This is a genomic window from Olivibacter domesticus (genome assembly GCF_900109575.1).
GTDB lineage: Bacteria > Bacteroidota > Bacteroidia > Sphingobacteriales > Sphingobacteriaceae > Olivibacter > Olivibacter domesticus.
Genome location: NZ_FOAF01000005.1, coordinates 24,766 through 41,735, shown reverse-complemented (window position 1 = coordinate 41,735; position 16,970 = coordinate 24,766). Strand labels below are relative to the sequence as shown.

The following is a 16,970-nucleotide window of genomic DNA, read 5'->3' as shown; positions in this document are numbered from 1 at the left end:
CAATATAATTATGATGAAATCTAGCACCTATGTGATTTTATTTGCTTTGATAGCGATCGTTGCCTGTACCAATAAGCAGCAACAAGAGGCATCACTGCAACGTTTAAAAGTTTCCGATAATCAGCGTTTTGTTGTGACCGAAGATGGTAAACCTTTTTTTTGGTTAGGTGATACCGGCTGGTTATTATTTAGTAAACTCACAAAGGAAGAAATAGATCAGTACCTTGAAGATCGTAAACAAAAAGGATTTAATGTGATCCAGGTGATGTTATTGCATAGTTTATCAAGCAAGAACGTATACGGGGACTCCGCTCTTATAGCGCACGATGTTTCGAAACCCAATAGTGGAGATGCGGCTGCGCAGCAGGATTCGACAAAGCTTAATTATTGGCAACTGGTAGACTACGCTGTTAAAAAAGCCGCTGAAAAAAATATCTATATGGCCTTAGTGCCCGTTTGGGGTACCAATGTAAAAGAGGGGGGCGTTACAACGGAGCAGGCGAAAGCTTACGCCAGTTTTCTTGCTAACCGTTACACGTCTGCTCCAAATATTATTTGGTTAAATGGAGGTGATCTTAAAGGAAGCGACTCGATTCAAGTTTGGAAGACTATAGGAAATACATTAAACGAACTCGATTCCAACCACCTTATTACCTTCCACCCTAGAGGGCGTACGACCTCTTCTGAATGGTTTCATGAAGAACCTTGGTTAGATTTTAATATGTTCCAATCGGGACATAGGCGCTATGATCAAGATACTTCGGCTGATGAAACGAATCATTACGGTGAAGATAATTGGCGCTTCGTACAAGGTGACTATCAACTGAAGCCAACAAAGCCAACCATTGATGGGGAACCGTCTTATGAAGGAATTCCGCAAGGGTTGCATGATCCAAAGGAACCAAGGTGGACGGATAAAGATATCCGCCGATACGCTTATTGGTCGGTATTTTCTGGTGCCTTTGGCTTTACTTATGGTAATAATTCTGTCATGCAGTTTCTGAACGAAAGCGATAGCGATTCAACTGCAGCTTATGGAGCAACCGAATTATGGCAAGACGCTATCAAGAATCCGGGAGCAGGACAAATGCAGTATCTGAAAGAACTGATGTTGTCCAAGTCGTTTTTGGATCGCGTGCCTGACCAATCGTTACTAGCCGAGAATGGTGAAAAATATGATTACAAAGTGGCCACACGAGGTAAGGATTATGCATTAATCTATACCTATAATGGTGGCACAATTAAAGTTAATGCAGCGAAATTGTCAGCTGCCAAATTGAAGGCTTCTTGGTTTGATCCCCGTAAAGGTGAATATACGCCTATCAATGAGATAGCGAATGAAGGTGTTCAAACGTTTGAGACCCCCGGTGGCAAGCAGGACGGGAATGATTGGGTGTTGGTTTTGGAGGCGATTTAATTTAGTGATAAGTTATGAACGATGAGTTATGAGTATTTTAAAGGAGAAGAGTTTTCAATTTGCACTAGAGATCATCAACGTCTATAAACAACTTTCCGGCGACAAAAAGGAATTTGTGCTAAGTAAACAGTTATTGAGAAGCGGCACCGCAATTGGCGCGTTGGTAAGGGAAGCAAATAACGCTGAAAGTAAAATGGACTTTATTCATAAGCTTGCTATCGCACAAAAAGAATGTGATGAAACACTGTATTGGCTTGAATTATTGTTTCAGTCAGATTATCTGGAAAAAGATACATTCGAACTACTTACTAAATACGGAAGTGAGATTTTACTAATCCTAAAAAGCTCCATACTAACGGTTAAGAAAAAACTTGGTAAATTATGAATTCATCACTCATCACTCATTATTCATCATTCAAGAACGTTCATCGTTCATTAAAATATTTCATGTTAATCGTGCTAGCAGGATTTTTATCGTCATGCTCTAAAGATATATACATGTTTACTTCTTTTCATGAACCAGCTGATGAAGGCTTACGCCTACTTTACAGTGATGACGCTTATCATTGGAACGACTTAAAGCAGGTATTTCTAAAGCCGACGGTCGGTACTGAAAAGGTGATGCGAGACCCATCAATTGTTCGCGGTCCGGATGGCTTATTTCATTTGGTATGGACCTGTAGCTGGAAAGGTGATAAAGGTTTTGGTTACGCCGAATCAAAAGATTTAATAAACTGGTCTGAACAACGTTTTATTCCGGTGATGGAACATGAGCCAACTGCTGTTAATGTGTGGGCACCGGAACTTTTTTATGACGATGAAACAAAGCAATATGTTATTATATGGGCAACAACTATTCCCTATCGATTTGAGAAGGGCGAGGAGGAAGAAAAGAATAATCACCGTATATATTACACAACTACTACCGACTTTAAGTCGTTCAGCAAGGCACAGCTATTTCTTGATCCAGGCTTCAGCGTAATCGATGCAGTAATTGTGAAGAGAGAGCCAAAAGACTATGTGCTGGTGCTGAAAGATAATACGCGTCCAAATCGTAACTTGAAAGTAGCTTTTGCCGAGCAAGCTATAGGCCCATACCATGATGTTTCTGAATCATTTTCCGGTATGAAAACAGAGGGGCCAACAGTTGTGAAAGCTGCAACAGATTACCTCATTTACTTTGATTCGTATGGTGACAAAAAATATAAAGCGATTGCTACTAAAGATTTTAAAGAATTTAAAGCGATCGATGAGAAGGTTAGTATTCCGGAAGGACATAAACATGGTACCATTTTCAAAGCAAGTAGAGACGTTTTGAAGGGATTGAAAGACCTTGTTAATCATGATTAATAATCCTTAAGAAGATTTTTGAATGAGTAAAAACGAATTTAGAAAAGCTCGAAGGAATAACTTTCATAAGCTAACAATCGGCCTCAAAAGCTTCGGGTAGCATGGTCTAAGTAATGGTAGAAACTTTCACAGAAGATTTTAAGCCGAGAGTTTTCTTTGTTACTTTCTTTTGCGGAAAAAGAAAGTAAACTAAATAAAAAATAAAAGACTAATGTCATTCAAACTAAAAACAACAATAGTGTTTTCCAGTATATCCTTCATATGTTGGATAACTGCCGCCGCACAAGATACCGTAAAGTATACAGGTAACACTTTATCTAATGTCGATTATCACCACGGCCAGTTAAGTCCAGCCGTTGGCGTACATAACATACAGGTATTTCGCACCAATAGAGAGCATCCAGAATTGGCAGGAGGGCATAACTGGACCTACAACCATCAGCCGATGTTGGCTTATTGGAATAATCAATTCTTCTTGGAGTTTTTGAGCGATCCCGTTGGCGAGCATATTCCACCAAGCGAAAGTTTATTACAGACGTCGAAGGATGGTTATCAATGGTCTGATCCCGTGGTGGTTTTCCCACCTTATAAAATACCCGATGGTTGGAAGAAAAAAGGAAATGATAAGGTCGCCAAAGATCTCTACGCCATCATGCATCAGCGCATGGGTTTTTATGTATCGAAAAGCAATCGCTTATTCGTGTTAGGCTATTACGGTGTGGCGATGGACGCAAAAGATGATCCGAATGATGGCAACGGTATTGGTAGAGTAATAAGAGAGGTATATAAAGATGGTAATTTCGGACCGATTCATTTTATTCGGAACAATGCCTCTTGGGATAAAAAACTATCCGCTTTCCCTTTCTATACATCGAACAAGGATAAAGGTTTTGTAGAAGCTTGTAATGAGTTATTAGCACAGCCCTTAATGGTGCAGCAATGGGTAGAGGAGGCCGATCGTGATGATCCATTAATCCCCTTGAAGCGGGCGATAAAAGCCTTTAATTTTTATCATCTACCGAATGGCAACGTCGTGGGGTTATGGAAGCATGCGCTTACATCCATCAGTACCGATGACGGAAAAACATGGGCATACGATCCTTTACGAGCTCCTGGCTTTGTGAATAGCAATGCAAAAATATGGGGGCAACGGACAAAAGATGGACGTTACGCCACGGTATATAACCCTTCAGAGTTTAGATGGCCTTTGGCGATATCGACCAGCGATGACGGTATTCATTATAAAAATTTGTTATTGGTGAACGGTGAAATTTCTTCCATGCGTTATGGCGGTAATTATAAATCGTATGGTCCGCAATACGTAAGAGGTATTGTCGAAGGAAACGGTACTCCCCCCGGTGAGTCGATGTGGGTATCCTATAGCATGAATAAGGAAGATATGTGGGTAGCACGTATCCCAATACCGGTTAAAGATCATGTTGATCAACCTGTTCATGAAGTTTTTTCTCAGCTTCCGAATGGTGAGGAATTAACCTACTGGAATCTTTACAGTCCGCTTTGGGCTTCTGTAAAAATAGAAAAAGCGCCTAATGGCCATAAAGCTTTAACCCTGCATGATAAAGATCCCTTTGATTATGCGAAAGCAGAACGTGTTGTACCTACCAGCAAAAAACTGGCAGTCAAATTTACAGTGCTTCCTCAACAAACAGATCATGGGGTATTACATGTGGAGTTTTTGGACCCTAAAGGACAAGCTGCTGTCCGTTTAATTTTGGATAAAGATAGTTTGCTCAAGACGAAAGCCGGGTACCGCGATTCAAAACTGGATAGCTATGAATCGGGTAAGCCGATAAAGATTGAATTAAATTTAGATGTAAGCACCCGTTCGTATACAGTGACTCTGAATGGCAAGCAGACGGGGACTAAAATATTTTTTGCACCAGTGGCGAGTATTAACCGTGTTGCTTTCAGAACAGGTCAAGTACGACGGTTTCCGGATGCAGATACACCAACGGATCAGGATTTTGACTTAAAGAATGCAGGAGAGCAGGAGAAAGAAGCAATTTATTATATCACCGAATTCAGTGCCGAACCTGGGTAATGGAAATGCATGTGAAAGTTCGAGCTTATGGCCGCTCAATACCGAAGATCTGGCCTCAAAAGCTTCGGTTAGCTGAGGCTAAGTAGTCGAACATTCTTTGAAAGAAGCTTTTCAGCCAGAAGTTTATGAATAAGTGTTAGCTTTCAAAGGAATTCATTAGATCGCTACGCTAAGTTTTGGTTACTTTTTGCGGAAAAAAGTAACACGAATTAAGATATGTTAAAATAGAAGTTATAAGCTTAATGATACGAAAAAAAAAATCATTTTTTTTAGCTGCTTTGTTTTTTGTTAATCTTTCTTTAGCTCAAGAATCTCAACGTGTTTATTTGTCGGGTACCGGAAATGATAAACAGGTAGAATGGGAGTTCTATTGCACAGAAGGAAATAACGCGCGTAAATGGACCAAAATACCGGTTCCCTCCAATTGGGAACTAGAAGGGTTTGGCCGATATAACTATGGCTTTGACAAGGCAAAAAAAATAAGCAAGGAGCAGGGCTTATATAAGCATACCTTTCGGGTATCACCCAGTTGGAAGAATAAACAGATTAATTTGGTCTTTGAAGGAGTGATGACGGATGCAGAGGTTAAAATAAACGGAAAATTGGCTGGGCCAATTCATCAGGGAGCCTATTATGCATTTAAATATGATATATCGAAACTGTTACGCTACGACAAAGAAAATCTGTTAGAGGTAAAGGTTGCCAAACATTCTGCTGATAGTTCTGTAAATGCTGCAGAAAGACAGGGGGACTTTTGGTTGTTCGGTGGCATTTTTCGTCCGGTTTGGTTGGAAATATTACCCACAGTGCATATAGAACGCGTTTCTATCGACGCACAGGCAAGTGGTGATTTCAAAGCAAAACTATTATTCCACGGTAAGGGAAATAAAATTGTTTGCCAAATCTATTCATCGGATGGGAAGGCTATTGGACAAAGCTTCTCTCAAGATATTTCTCCCGAACAAAAGGAGGTGAATCTTCAAACGACTATTGCTGCCCCCTCCCTATGGTCGTCCGAGTTTCCTACGCTGTATGAAGCTGTTTTTGAAGTATATGCTAAAAATAAAGTGGTGCACAGAATAAAAAAGCGATTTGGTTTTAGAACAGTTGAAGTGCGTGCGCGGGACGGTATATATGTTAACGGGGTGAAGATGAAATTTAAAGGAGTGAATAGGCATTCCTTTTGGCCAACAACTGGTAGAACTACCAGCAAGCAAATAAGCATTCAAGATGTTGAGTTGATGAAAGCCATGAATATGAATGCAGTACGCATGTCGCATTACCCACCGGATGATCATTTTTTGGATGTTTGTGATTCCTTAGGACTCTTTGTAATGGATGAATTAGCTGGTTGGCACGGCCACTATGATACGCCAATAGGTACTAAATTATTAAAAGAAATGATGATGCATGACGAGAATCATCCATCTATTGTAATATGGGCAAATGGCAATGAGGGAGGGCACAACTTTGATTTAGATAGCATTTTTCTACAAGAAGATATGCAAAAGCGTCCCGTTATACATCCATGGCAGTTATTTGGAGGTATTGAAACACAGCACTATCGGGAGTACAACTATGGCATTGGCAATTATAATAACGGGAGAGAAATTGTGATGCCCACCGAATTTTTGCATGGCATGTATGATGGTGGTCATGGAGCTGGACTAGAAGATTATTGGGAACACATGTGGGCCGATCCTTTGTCGGCCGGCGGCTTTTTATGGGACTTTGCCGACCAGGGTGTTGTACGAAAAGATAAAAAAGATTCAATAGATACTGACGGCAATCATGCCGCAGACGGGATTGTAGGGCCGCATCGCGAAAAAGAGGGCAGTTTTTATGCGATTAAAGAAATATGGAGCCCAATCTTCCTAGAAAGAAAAGAAATAACATCCACTTTCAATGGCCTTTTGCGTCTCGAAAATCGATATGCTTTTACCAACCTCAACCAATGTTCTTTTACATGGAAATTAAAGAAATGGGATATACATGGAGAAGCTATAGATTCGCTTGGAGGTTTAGTTAAAGCGCCAGATATTAAGCCTTTTGAAAAAGGCAATATTCAGCTCGACCTACCAAGTAATTGGAATATTTTTAACGTGTTATATGTGACGGCTTATGATCCCTATAGGAAAGAGTTGTTTACGTGGTCTTTTCCTACTACCCGGCCAAAAGAAATTGCCGAAAATTTCATACAAACGGATGGCAACCAAGCTATACAAATGGAGGAAACGGATTCTCTATATATTATCCAAACAAATGACTTGACTATCCATATTAATAATAGAACGGGTATTTTACAGAAGGTTTCCAATGGAAAAGGAGATATTCCATTTAACAATGGCCCCATACTTCAGCAGGGAGAAAACAATTTCGGTAAATTCACCTATCGCAAAGAAAACGGTCATTTGATTATTAATTCCTCTTTTGATAAAAAATCGAGTTACAATACGTTGGAGTGGACTATCTATCCTTCTGGTTGGATTAAATTATTTGTTCGCTATTTTCCAGGAGACTATTTTACAGATTTTGTCGGACTTAACTTTTCTTCTCCAAAAGAGCAAATGCTGAGTGTTCAGTATATGGGAATGGGCCCCTACAGGGTATGGAAAAATAGGATAAAAGGACAGACATTCGGTGTTTGGACAAAAGCCTATAATGATAGCGAAACAGGAGAGGCACCTTGGTTGTACCCTGAGTTTAAAGGATATCATGCGAATATGTATTGGAGTTTGTTTCAAACGAAAGGACATTCCTTTAAGGTTGTGACACCTGATGAAGATGTGTTTTTAAGATTATACACACCCGCACATAAAGAAGATCCCTGGAAAAACTATGATCTGGTATTTCCTACGGGCGACATCTCTTTTATGCAGGGAATTAGTGGTATAGGAACAAAGACGCAAAAAAGGGAAAATACTGGTCCGATGGGTATGAAGAATATATTCTATGATTATGAAAAGGACCCTACTCGTGCAAAAGAGCTAACCTTGTATTTCGACTTTACCGAGAAGTAATGACAGATGTTTAAACAGAAGATCATCACATACGTAGCGATACTGCTTACCATTAGTCCATCTCTGTTGGCGATGGCGGGCGATCTTGTGCAGGTAAAAAAGTTACGTTGCGAGCTTTTAACGAATCCCGAAAGCGTAAACAATAGACAACCAAGGCTCAGTTGGGAAATAGCAGGTGATAAAAGAGGACTTAAACAAGTAGCTTATCAAATTCAAGTGGGGTCATCTCCTGATTTGCTAACAAAAGGAAATGCTGATTTATGGGATTCTAAAAAAGTAGAGACAGACAGCAGTGTATATATCCCTTATAAAGGGAAACAGCTTCAAAGTCGTGATCACTGCTATTGGCGTGTCAAGATCTGGAGCAATATGGGAGAGTCAGCATGGAGCGACGTGGCTTCCTGGAGTGTCGGTTTACTAAATTACAATGATTGGAAGGGTCGTTGGATCGGATTGGATCGTTCGTTTCCTTGGGACCGTGAAGATCAGTTTTCCCGATTATCCGCAAGATATTTCCGCAAAGAGTTTGATGCAAAAAAGAAGATTAAACGCGCAAAAGTTTACATCATTGGTTTAGGGCTCTATGAGCTCTACATAAATGGGGAGAAAATTGGTAAACAGGTGTTGGCACCAGCACCAACAGATTATACAAAAGACGTCAAGTATAATAGCTTTGATGTGACAGATAAGTTGCTTACTGGAAAGAATGCGATGGGAGTCATTTTAGGAAATGGCCGTTATTATACGATGCGTCAAGCATATAAACCCTATAAAATAAAAACATTTGGTTATCCGAAAATGCGACTTAATCTGGAGTTGGAATATGCCGATGGTTCAAAAGATTATATAAGCACAGATGATTCTTGGAAGGTGACTGCCGATGGGCCTATTCGCACAAACAACGAATATGATGGCGAAGAATATGATGCGACGAAGGAATTAACAGGATGGAACACCGTAGGTTATCTAGATAATGCCTGGTTAAAAGCAAGCTTTGTCCAAGAACCTGGAGGTATGCCTCGTGCACAAATGAATGAGTTTATGCAGGTGATGGACACGTTGAAACCAAAAGCTATTCATCGACAGACTGCTGAAATCTATATTATAGATATGGGACAGAATATGACGGGGTGGGTTAAGCTTCACGTAAAAGGAGCTGCTGGAACAAGGGTCAAGTTGCGCTTTGCGGAGTCACTACAGCAAGATGGAAGCTTATTTGTTGCAAATTTAAGAGATGCAAGGGTAACAGATAGCTATACACTAAAGGGGGGCGATCAGGAAAGCTGGGAACCGCGTTTTATATATCATGGATTTCGCTATGTAGAGGTTACTGGATATCCTGGTAAACCTAGTTTAAATGATTTTGAAGGCATGGTTGTGTATGATGCGCTGGCGACTACCGGAACGTTTTCAAGCGATCAACCTATGCTGAATGCAATTTTCAAAAATGCATGGTGGGGTATAGCGGGGAACTACAAGGGGATGCCGATCGATTGTCCGCAACGGAATGAACGGCAGCCTTGGTTGGGGGATCGAACGACTGGCGCCTATGGTGAGAGCTTTTTGTTTGACAATGCCAAACTGTATGCTAAGTGGTTAGACGATATTCAGGCTGCTCAAATGGCCGATGGGAGTATTCCTGATGTGGCTCCTGCTTTTTGGCGCTATTACAGTGATAATGTCACATGGCCAGGGACTTATTTATCGGTGGCTGATATGTTGTATCAACAGTATGGTGATGAGCATGCTATCAAAAAGCATTATGCTTCCATGAAGAAATGGATGGATTATATGTGGGATAACTATGAAGAAGATGGCTTAGTTACGAAAGATAAGTATGGTGATTGGTGCGTACCACCGGAGTCCAAAGAATTGATACATTCAAAAGATCCGAACCGCCAAACAGATGGCGTATTACTGGCTTCTGCGACCTATTATCACCTCATACAACTCATGCGGGGCTTTGCGGATCTGGTGGGAAATGAATCAGATAAACAGCTTTTTGAGGAAAAGGCAGCACGTTTAAAAGAAGCTTTTAATCAGCGATTCTTAAATAAATCGACAGGCCAATATAGTAATGGAACGGTTACCGCGAATCTATTGCCGCTTTACTTTGAAATGGTTCCCGAAGAACATCGAAAGTTGGTTTTTGAAAACATTGTGGAGAAAATCACGCATGAAAATAAGGGGCATATCAGTACAGGCGTAATCGGCACACAATATCTCATGAGGGGCTTAAGCAATAATGGCCGGCCCGACTTGGCTTTTCAATTGGCAACCAACACAAGTTATCCAAGCTGGGGATATATGGCGGAAAATGGGGCAACAACGATATGGGAACTTTGGAATGGTGACACAGCGAACCCCGCTATGAATTCGCAGAACCATGTGATGCTGCTAGGGGATTTATTGATCTGGTATTACGAAAATGTACTTGGAATTAAGGCCGCTAAACCGGGATTTAAACAAATACGGATGAAACCTGATTTTGACAATCCGCTCAATCAAGCGACGGGGAGCTTCCGTTCAAATTATGGATTGATTAAAAGCAGTTGGAAAAAGGAAAAGGATGTATTACAATGGGATATTCAGATACCCGGTAACACAACAGCCTTGGTTTATTTTCCAACTGCTGATAAGGGAGGGATTTATGAAAATGAACGTAAAATCGAAGATGTGCAAGGTTTGCGGTATGTGAAAGATGACAATGGCAGTAGTGTGTTTGAAGCGGGGAGCGGGACTTATCGATTTAGCGTTAATTTAACTATGAGTGATGAACTATGAATGATGAATGAGCGTAAATCTTTTTAATAATATAAAGTAAATGAAACCATTAAAATGCATCAGAATTTTAAGCTTCTTAACATTATCGCTATTTGCCTTAATAAGCCATGCCCAAGACGATACCGCAGACCGTTTAGCGAAGTCGGATGCTGAGCAGGAAAAAAAGGCAACAGAATGGATTGATGGCCTACAGTTGTCGGATAAAGCGAAGGAAGATCGGCTACAGATGGTGATCAGTAGGCATCTTAAAGCAGTGCGTAATTGGCACAATAGCCACCCGTTTACAGAGGTGCCGGCGGGTATCAATCCGGCTACAGGAAATAAGTTGAGTGAGTTAGACCGTCAAATGATTGCTGATAGCGCTATGCCTGCTGAGGTCCATCAACAGCTGATGGTGGGGCTACGAAAAGATCTGACGGAGCCTCAGGTTTCCATGATACTCGATAAATACACAGTAGGAAAGGTGGCGTTTACTACGAAAGGTTACGAGGCTATTGTCGCAGATTTAACGGCCAAAGAGCGGGAAATCATCAAACAAAATCTGGAGCAAGCGCGTGAGCAGGCAGTGGATTATAAGAGTATGAAACAGATTTCGGCTATCTTCGAGATATATAAAACGAAGATTGAACAATATTTCAATGCCAATGGTCGAAATTGGCACCAACTATTTAAAACCTATGTAGATGGTGTAAAAGCCAAGAAAGCAAAAGATAAAAAGTCATGAAGATTATTATAAAAATCAAGTTATTGACCGCGCTATTGCTCGGTTTTGGTATAAACCTACATGCCCAAAAGAAACAAATTTGGAAAGACGGGATTATAAAAGAGGAATTTTTATATGAGAAGGCCCCATTTCCGTCCTGCCACTCGGCAACGATTGCCGAAACACCAACGGGCTTAGTAGCTGCATTTTTTGGTGGGACAAAGGAACGTCACCCGGATGTAGAGATTTACGTATGCCGACAAGAAGACGACACGTGGACGGCACCGGTATCCGCGGCAGATGGGGTGCAGCCCGATGGTAAGCGTTTACCTACGTGGAATCCGGTTCTATATCAGGTGCCCGAGGGTGATTTACTGTTATTTTACAAAGTAGGACCCAAGCCTTCTGAATGGTGGGGGATGTTGAAACGGTCTAAAGATGGTGGAAAAACTTGGTCGGCTGCCGAAAAATTACCCAACGATAACATTGGTCCTGTCAAGAATAAGCCAATTTTGTTAGATAATGGTCAACTTTTTTGTCCTAGTAGCACCGAAGGTAACGGCTGGAAGATCCATTTTGAAGTAACAGGTGATGCTGGAAAAACATGGCGTAAAATTGGTCCGTTAGCCGCAAAGGATAGCATAGATGCGATTCAACCGAGCATCCTGGTACATGGTAATCATAGGTTGCAACTTTTAGCCCGTAGCCGTAACAGATCCTTGGTGCAGTCATGGTCGACCGATAACGGTGAGACTTGGTCGCCACTGGAGAAGACCAGCCTGCCGAATAATAATTCAGGTACAGATGCAGTTACGATGGGTGATGGTCGCCATGTGCTAGTCTATAATCATGTCCTTCCTCCTGGGAATCTGGCGAAAGGCCCTAGAACACCCTTGAATGTATCGGTTTCAAAAGACGGAAAAAATTGGTCGGCCGCATTGATATTAGAAGATTCGCCCATTAGTCAGTATTCATACCCCGCGGTGATACAAACGAAGGATGGATTATTGCATTTTATTTATACTTGGCGACGAGAGAAAATAAAACATGTGGTGGTTGATCCGAATGAGCTTAAGCTGAGAGCCATAAAAAATGGCAAGTGGCCAAAAGTAAAAGGGTATAGCGCTCCTCAACTCGATGAATACAAAAAAGAAGAGGATTAATCGAATTCATTATGAATATAAAGCTTAAGGTAATTTGCGCATTCTTTGCTGTCATCATGCTAGGTTCTTTTTCAGTAAAGGCACAAAACACAGACGATCAATATCGTATGCCCCTAAAAGACGTATTGCAAAAAATAGAAGAGCAGTTTGGTGTTAAAATTAAGTATGATGAGAATCAGGTGAAAGATCGTCTTTTACCCTATGCGCTCTGGCGTTTTAGACCAACAGTTGACGAAACGCTGGCACAAGTGCTAAGTCCGCTGGATTTAAAAGTGAACAAAGAAAAAGAAGGCGTCTATAAATTAAAGGAGTATGAATACTACCGCTGGCCGGTAAAAGAGGGTTGGACGAAGCTTGACACGTTGGCTTCTAGGTACCATGATAAAGCAAGTTGGGAATTAAGAAAAGATAGTCTGAGAACAGCATTATGGAAGGCTTTAAAGTTAAGTCCACTACCAGCTAAACCGATATCCAAGCCTATTGTAACAACGGTCAGGAAAATGGACGGCTATACCGTACAAAACATCGCACTGGAAATTCTGCCCGGCGTCTATGTAAATGGCTCGCTATATAAGCCGGCAAAGGTAAAGGGGAAGATTCCCGTCGTTTTAAGTCCAGATGGACATTGGCAAGGACATCGATTCCGTAAAGATGCACAGATCCGTTTTGCGATGACAGCTAGAATGGGTGCGATGGCTTTTAGCTATGATTTATTTGGCTGGGGAGAATCCGGTTTACAATTTAAATATGAGGACCATCGGAGAAGCCTATCGCAGACGATACAAACACTCGGGGCCGTTCGCGCTTTGGACTATTTATTGACATTGCCAGATGCCGATACAGCACGCGTGGCTATTTGTGGAGGCTCGGGCGGAGGCAGTCAAACGGTATTGATGGCCGCATTAGATCCACGTATCAAGCTAAGTATTCCTGTAGTATCTCTTTCTTCTTATTTCTACGGTGGTTGTCCCTGCGAGAGCGGAATGCCGATTCATCTTTGCAGTGGCGGAACCAATAACGTTGAATTGGCGGCCATGGCAGCACCTAATCCACAACTAGTCATTTCTGACGGAGGAGATTGGACAGCACATATGCCTGAGCATGATTTTCCCTATTTGCAAAATATGTACAGCTATTATGGAAAATCACAGGTGATGGAGAATGTACATCTGCCTCAAGATGGTCATGATTTTGGTTTTTCAAAACGTAAACCAGTGTACGATTTTCTGATTAAGTATTTTGGTTTAAATGAAGAGGCAGTGAAGGATAAACAAGGAAACTATGATGAAAGTAAATGTACCATTGAAGACGAAAAGGCCTTATATGTATTCGGTGAGAAGGGAGAAAAACTTCCGGCAAACGCCTTAAAAGGTTACGAAAATTTAGAGAGGTTGTTTCCATGAAATTTTTTCTTAATCAACTTTTCTTGATAAAAGTTGAGCAAAATCAAGACTTTGTATGCTACGTTGCACCTGATTGCAAAGCATTTATGGCGTGTATTGGAGCCGCTTCGCTTTGTCAATCCGCTTGGGTAAAGCAACATACTCGGCTCTACAGATGCTTTGCTGCTCGTTGCCGCCGTATCCTACAAGGTCGTTTTTTCCACGCTCAAATCCTAAATAACTGTTTGCAGAAAACCTACATTCGACATAAAGATCGCCTAGGAAATTTGCGGTTTGTAGGTTGATGCACTAGCATTGTAGCAAAGTTCCAAGCGATGAGTCTTTGGTTACTTTCTGCGGAAGAAAGTAACACGATTAATAAAAAACAATTAAAAAACGTTCAATTCCTACTCATGAAGTTAATTGTACAAACAATAGACCGAAGAAAATTTTTACATCAAGCCGCTACCATGACCTTGGGAGCAGCTTTATTACCTAATACTATCTATGCAGCACCTAAAAATCCTTATAAAATAGGCGTCATAGACTTGATGATGCTGAAAAGGCAAAAAATCAGTGCACTCGATCTGACTCATGAGCTCGGTGCGGACGGTGTAGAAGTGGATATGGGAGGTTTAGGCAACCGAGATACGTTTGACAGTAAATTAGGAGACCCGGTAATCCGAAAGGCTTATTTGGATAAGCTTAAAGCATTGAACATTGAAATATGTTCTTTGGCGATGACAGGTTTTTATGCGCAGTCGCTAGCCAAAAGACCAACTTATCAGCAAATGGTACAAGACTGTATCGACACTATGAAAGCGATGGGCGTTAAGATAGCTTTTCTTCCCTTGGGTATACAATGCGACTTAAATCAATATCCCGAGCTACGGCCGATATTAGTGGAGCGTTTGCAAGTCATAGGAAAAATGGCGGCGCGTGAAAAGGTAACCATTGGTATAGAAACGGCGCTAGATGCCAAAGGAGAAAAGAAATTTTTGGATGACATCGGTTCAACCCATATCAGAAGTTATTTCAACTTTTCGAATGCACTAAAGAATGGACGCGATCTACATCAGGAACTACAGATTTTGGGCAAAGAATATATTTGTCAAATACATTGTACAGACGAAGATGGAGTATGGCTCGAAAATAATAAACGTTTAAATATGCGCCAGGTGAAACAGACCTTAGACGATATGGGCTGGAGAGGTTGGCTGGTTATCGAGCGGTCAAGAGATGCAAACGACCCTCGTAATGTGAAAGCTAATTTTGGCGCTAATACACGTTATATGAAACTGATTTTTCAAACTTAATCAAAATGATATGCGCTTGTTCCATTGGATCTTTGTTATATGCTTATTGAATGCTTGTCAGCCTAAGGCCAGCGTTGATCTGAATAGTTTGTCACATATCCCGACAAGCGATGCCGTAGGCGCTGCAAGAATGCCGGATACAATCGCGGCCATATCAGCACCATTTCCAACGATAAATTTACGGAAACCAACATTTCCTGCACGGTCTATATCTATTGAAGATCGGGGGCTCAAAAAAGGACAGCTGGCAACAGGTCTTATCCAGCAAGCGATCGATGAATTATCTGCAAGCGGCGGAGGTAAGGTGATCATACCTAGCGGTAAATGGAACACGGGGAGAATAAGTCTAAAAAGTAATGTGAACCTGTACCTGTCTGAAGGTGCTAAACTTTATTTTAGTGGGGAGATTAAAGATTATCTACCTGTTGTCTTTACCCGGAACGAAGGCATAGAATTAATGTCATTAGGAGCATGTATTTACGCCAATGGGCAAGAAAATATAGCGGTAACAGGGAAGGGAAAGCTGGTAGGGCCGGCCGAAGGTTCTGTTAGAGAGCGAATTATGACGCATGATGTGATTGAAAATGTAGTGGCACTTGATAAGCCGGTAAAAGAACGGGTATACGATGGTAATAACGAGGGCTTTATTTTTCCTCCTATGTTCATTGCTCCCATTAATTGTACAAATGTTTTAATTGAGGGAATAAGCTTGGAGAGAACAGCATTTTGGAATATAGTGCCTCAATATTGTGATCGGGTAATAATTCGTGGAGTAACAATTAATTCGATAGGTATACCGCGAGGAGATGGTATCGATATCGAATCCTCCAAAAATGTATTGGTTGAATATTGCACGTTGCGGACAGGGGACGATTGTCTTGCAATGAAAGCAGGGCGGGGTTGGGATGGATTACGTGTTAATAAACCTACTGAAAATGTAGTAGTACGTTATTGTCTGGCGGAGAAAGGGCATGGAGGCATCACTATAGGTAGTGAGACGGCAGGTGTTATTCGCAATTTATATGTACATGATTGTGTATTCAACAATGAAGGTAACGGAATACGTTTCAAAACAAGAAGACCGAGGGGCGGAGGAGGAGAAAAGTTATATTATGAGCGTATCAGAATGAATGTAGGCGAAACAGCCCTAAGATGGGATATGTTGGGAAGCGCAGTTCATGTGGGTGCCGCGGCGGATAGATCAACAAAAATTGCTGTTAATAAGTTGACGCCGCATTTCAAAGATATTCAGATCAAAGATCTTATCATTGAAAATGCATCACAGTTTGTTCGCATAGATGGTATCCCGGAGTCTCCATTAGAAAATGTAATGATTCGCAATGTGCAATCTAATTCAGAAAAGCTCTTTGAGGCGACAGACGCTAGAAATATTCAGCTAACAAATGCCCTATTGAAGAGTAAAGACGATACCTTGCATGGACTAAATATAAAAAACATTGGCTTCGAGGGTGTGCAATTTGACATACCAACTAAAAAAATTTTATTTGATATGCCCGATGTGGAAGATGAGCATGCCATTTCCCTAAAGAATATCAGTTATTGATACCTTCGTTGTTTAGCATCCTTGCATTTCTTTCTTGATGCTTGATTCTTAGTATTTTTGTATTAGTTATTTGTCGCTCGGGTAAATAAAAGAGAAGCAGAGGCTAAATAAATGGACGGGTCAGATTGAATAGTTTTATAAAATGTATCTTTAACATTTAAAGATAAGATCCTACAAAATAAGGGAAAATTGCTATAAGCACAGAAGAG

11 protein-coding genes are annotated in these 16,970 nt (G+C 41.1%); all 11 read left to right on the top strand.

The window, feature by feature from the left end:
* Nucleotides 1-10 precede the first annotated feature (10 nt).
* On the top strand, nucleotides 11-1,417 hold the full coding sequence (locus tag BMY50_RS18100) for a glycoside hydrolase family 140 protein (protein ID WP_238383813.1): 1,407 nt from the start codon (nucleotides 11-13) through the stop codon (nucleotides 1,415-1,417).
* 28 nt (nucleotides 1,418-1,445) lie between these two features.
* The gene (locus tag BMY50_RS18095; RefSeq protein ID WP_093327145.1) at nucleotides 1,446-1,802 is read left to right on the top strand and encodes a four helix bundle protein; all 357 of its coding nucleotides are present in this window, start codon (nucleotides 1,446-1,448) and stop codon (nucleotides 1,800-1,802) included.
* A 113-nt stretch (nucleotides 1,803-1,915) separates the two neighbouring features.
* Nucleotides 1,916-2,767, top strand: a complete 852-nt coding sequence (locus tag BMY50_RS18090) for a glycoside hydrolase family 43 protein (RefSeq protein WP_238383812.1) — start codon at nucleotides 1,916-1,918, stop codon at nucleotides 2,765-2,767.
* Between the two features lie 211 nt (nucleotides 2,768-2,978).
* Nucleotides 2,979-4,829, top strand: coding sequence for an exo-alpha-sialidase (locus tag BMY50_RS18085; protein ID WP_093327141.1), 1,851 nt, complete (start codon nucleotides 2,979-2,981; stop codon nucleotides 4,827-4,829).
* A 242-nt stretch (nucleotides 4,830-5,071) separates the two neighbouring features.
* Entirely contained in the window at nucleotides 5,072-7,849 is a 2,778-nt protein-coding gene (locus tag BMY50_RS18080; RefSeq protein ID WP_093327139.1) for a glycoside hydrolase family 2 protein, read from the top strand.
* A 6-nt stretch (nucleotides 7,850-7,855) separates the two neighbouring features.
* Nucleotides 7,856-10,633, top strand: a complete 2,778-nt coding sequence (locus BMY50_RS18075; protein WP_093327137.1) for a glycoside hydrolase family 78 protein — start codon at nucleotides 7,856-7,858, stop codon at nucleotides 10,631-10,633.
* Nucleotides 10,634-10,673: 40 nt separating this feature from the next.
* The gene (locus BMY50_RS18070; RefSeq protein ID WP_093327135.1) at nucleotides 10,674-11,357 is read left to right on the top strand and encodes a DUF3826 domain-containing protein; all 684 of its coding nucleotides are present in this window, start codon (nucleotides 10,674-10,676) and stop codon (nucleotides 11,355-11,357) included.
* On the top strand, nucleotides 11,354-12,499 hold the full coding sequence (locus BMY50_RS18065) for a sialidase family protein (protein WP_093327133.1): 1,146 nt from the start codon (nucleotides 11,354-11,356) through the stop codon (nucleotides 12,497-12,499). Before BMY50_RS18070 ends, BMY50_RS18065 begins: the two co-directional genes overlap by 4 nt.
* Before the next feature lie 11 nt (nucleotides 12,500-12,510).
* Nucleotides 12,511-13,902: a DUF4974 domain-containing protein gene (locus tag BMY50_RS18060; RefSeq protein WP_238383811.1), complete on the top strand. Its 1,392-nt coding sequence runs from the start codon at nucleotides 12,511-12,513 to the stop codon at nucleotides 13,900-13,902.
* A gap of 314 nt (nucleotides 13,903-14,216) precedes the next feature.
* The gene (locus tag BMY50_RS18055; protein ID WP_238383810.1) at nucleotides 14,217-15,197 is read left to right on the top strand and encodes a sugar phosphate isomerase/epimerase family protein; all 981 of its coding nucleotides are present in this window, start codon (nucleotides 14,217-14,219) and stop codon (nucleotides 15,195-15,197) included.
* Between the two features lie 10 nt (nucleotides 15,198-15,207).
* Nucleotides 15,208-16,761 (top strand): glycoside hydrolase family 28 protein, encoded by a 1,554-nt coding sequence (locus BMY50_RS18050; RefSeq protein ID WP_093327129.1) that lies wholly within the window; start codon nucleotides 15,208-15,210, stop codon nucleotides 16,759-16,761.
* The last annotated feature ends 209 nt before the right edge of the window (nucleotides 16,762-16,970 follow it).

What these genes read in the sequence shown, in the direction of transcription:
- BMY50_RS18100 (WP_238383813.1), top strand. Translation starts at nt 11, where the DNA reads ATGATGAAATCTAGCACCTATGTGATTTTATTTGCTTTGATAGCGATC.
- BMY50_RS18095 (WP_093327145.1), top strand. Translation starts at nt 1,446, where the DNA reads ATGAGTATTTTAAAGGAGAAGAGTTTTCAATTTGCACTAGAGATCATC.
- BMY50_RS18090 (WP_238383812.1), top strand. Translation starts at nt 1,916, where the DNA reads ATGTTTACTTCTTTTCATGAACCAGCTGATGAAGGCTTACGCCTACTT.
- BMY50_RS18085 (WP_093327141.1), top strand. Translation starts at nt 2,979, where the DNA reads ATGTCATTCAAACTAAAAACAACAATAGTGTTTTCCAGTATATCCTTC.
- BMY50_RS18080 (WP_093327139.1), top strand. Translation starts at nt 5,072, where the DNA reads ATGATACGAAAAAAAAAATCATTTTTTTTAGCTGCTTTGTTTTTTGTT.
- BMY50_RS18075 (WP_093327137.1), top strand. Translation starts at nt 7,856, where the DNA reads ATGTTTAAACAGAAGATCATCACATACGTAGCGATACTGCTTACCATT.
- BMY50_RS18070 (WP_093327135.1), top strand. Translation starts at nt 10,674, where the DNA reads ATGAAACCATTAAAATGCATCAGAATTTTAAGCTTCTTAACATTATCG.
- BMY50_RS18065 (WP_093327133.1), top strand. Translation starts at nt 11,354, where the DNA reads ATGAAGATTATTATAAAAATCAAGTTATTGACCGCGCTATTGCTCGGT.
- BMY50_RS18060 (WP_238383811.1), top strand. Translation starts at nt 12,511, where the DNA reads ATGAATATAAAGCTTAAGGTAATTTGCGCATTCTTTGCTGTCATCATG.
- BMY50_RS18055 (WP_238383810.1), top strand. Translation starts at nt 14,217, where the DNA reads ATGAGTCTTTGGTTACTTTCTGCGGAAGAAAGTAACACGATTAATAAA.
- BMY50_RS18050 (WP_093327129.1), top strand. Translation starts at nt 15,208, where the DNA reads ATGCGCTTGTTCCATTGGATCTTTGTTATATGCTTATTGAATGCTTGT.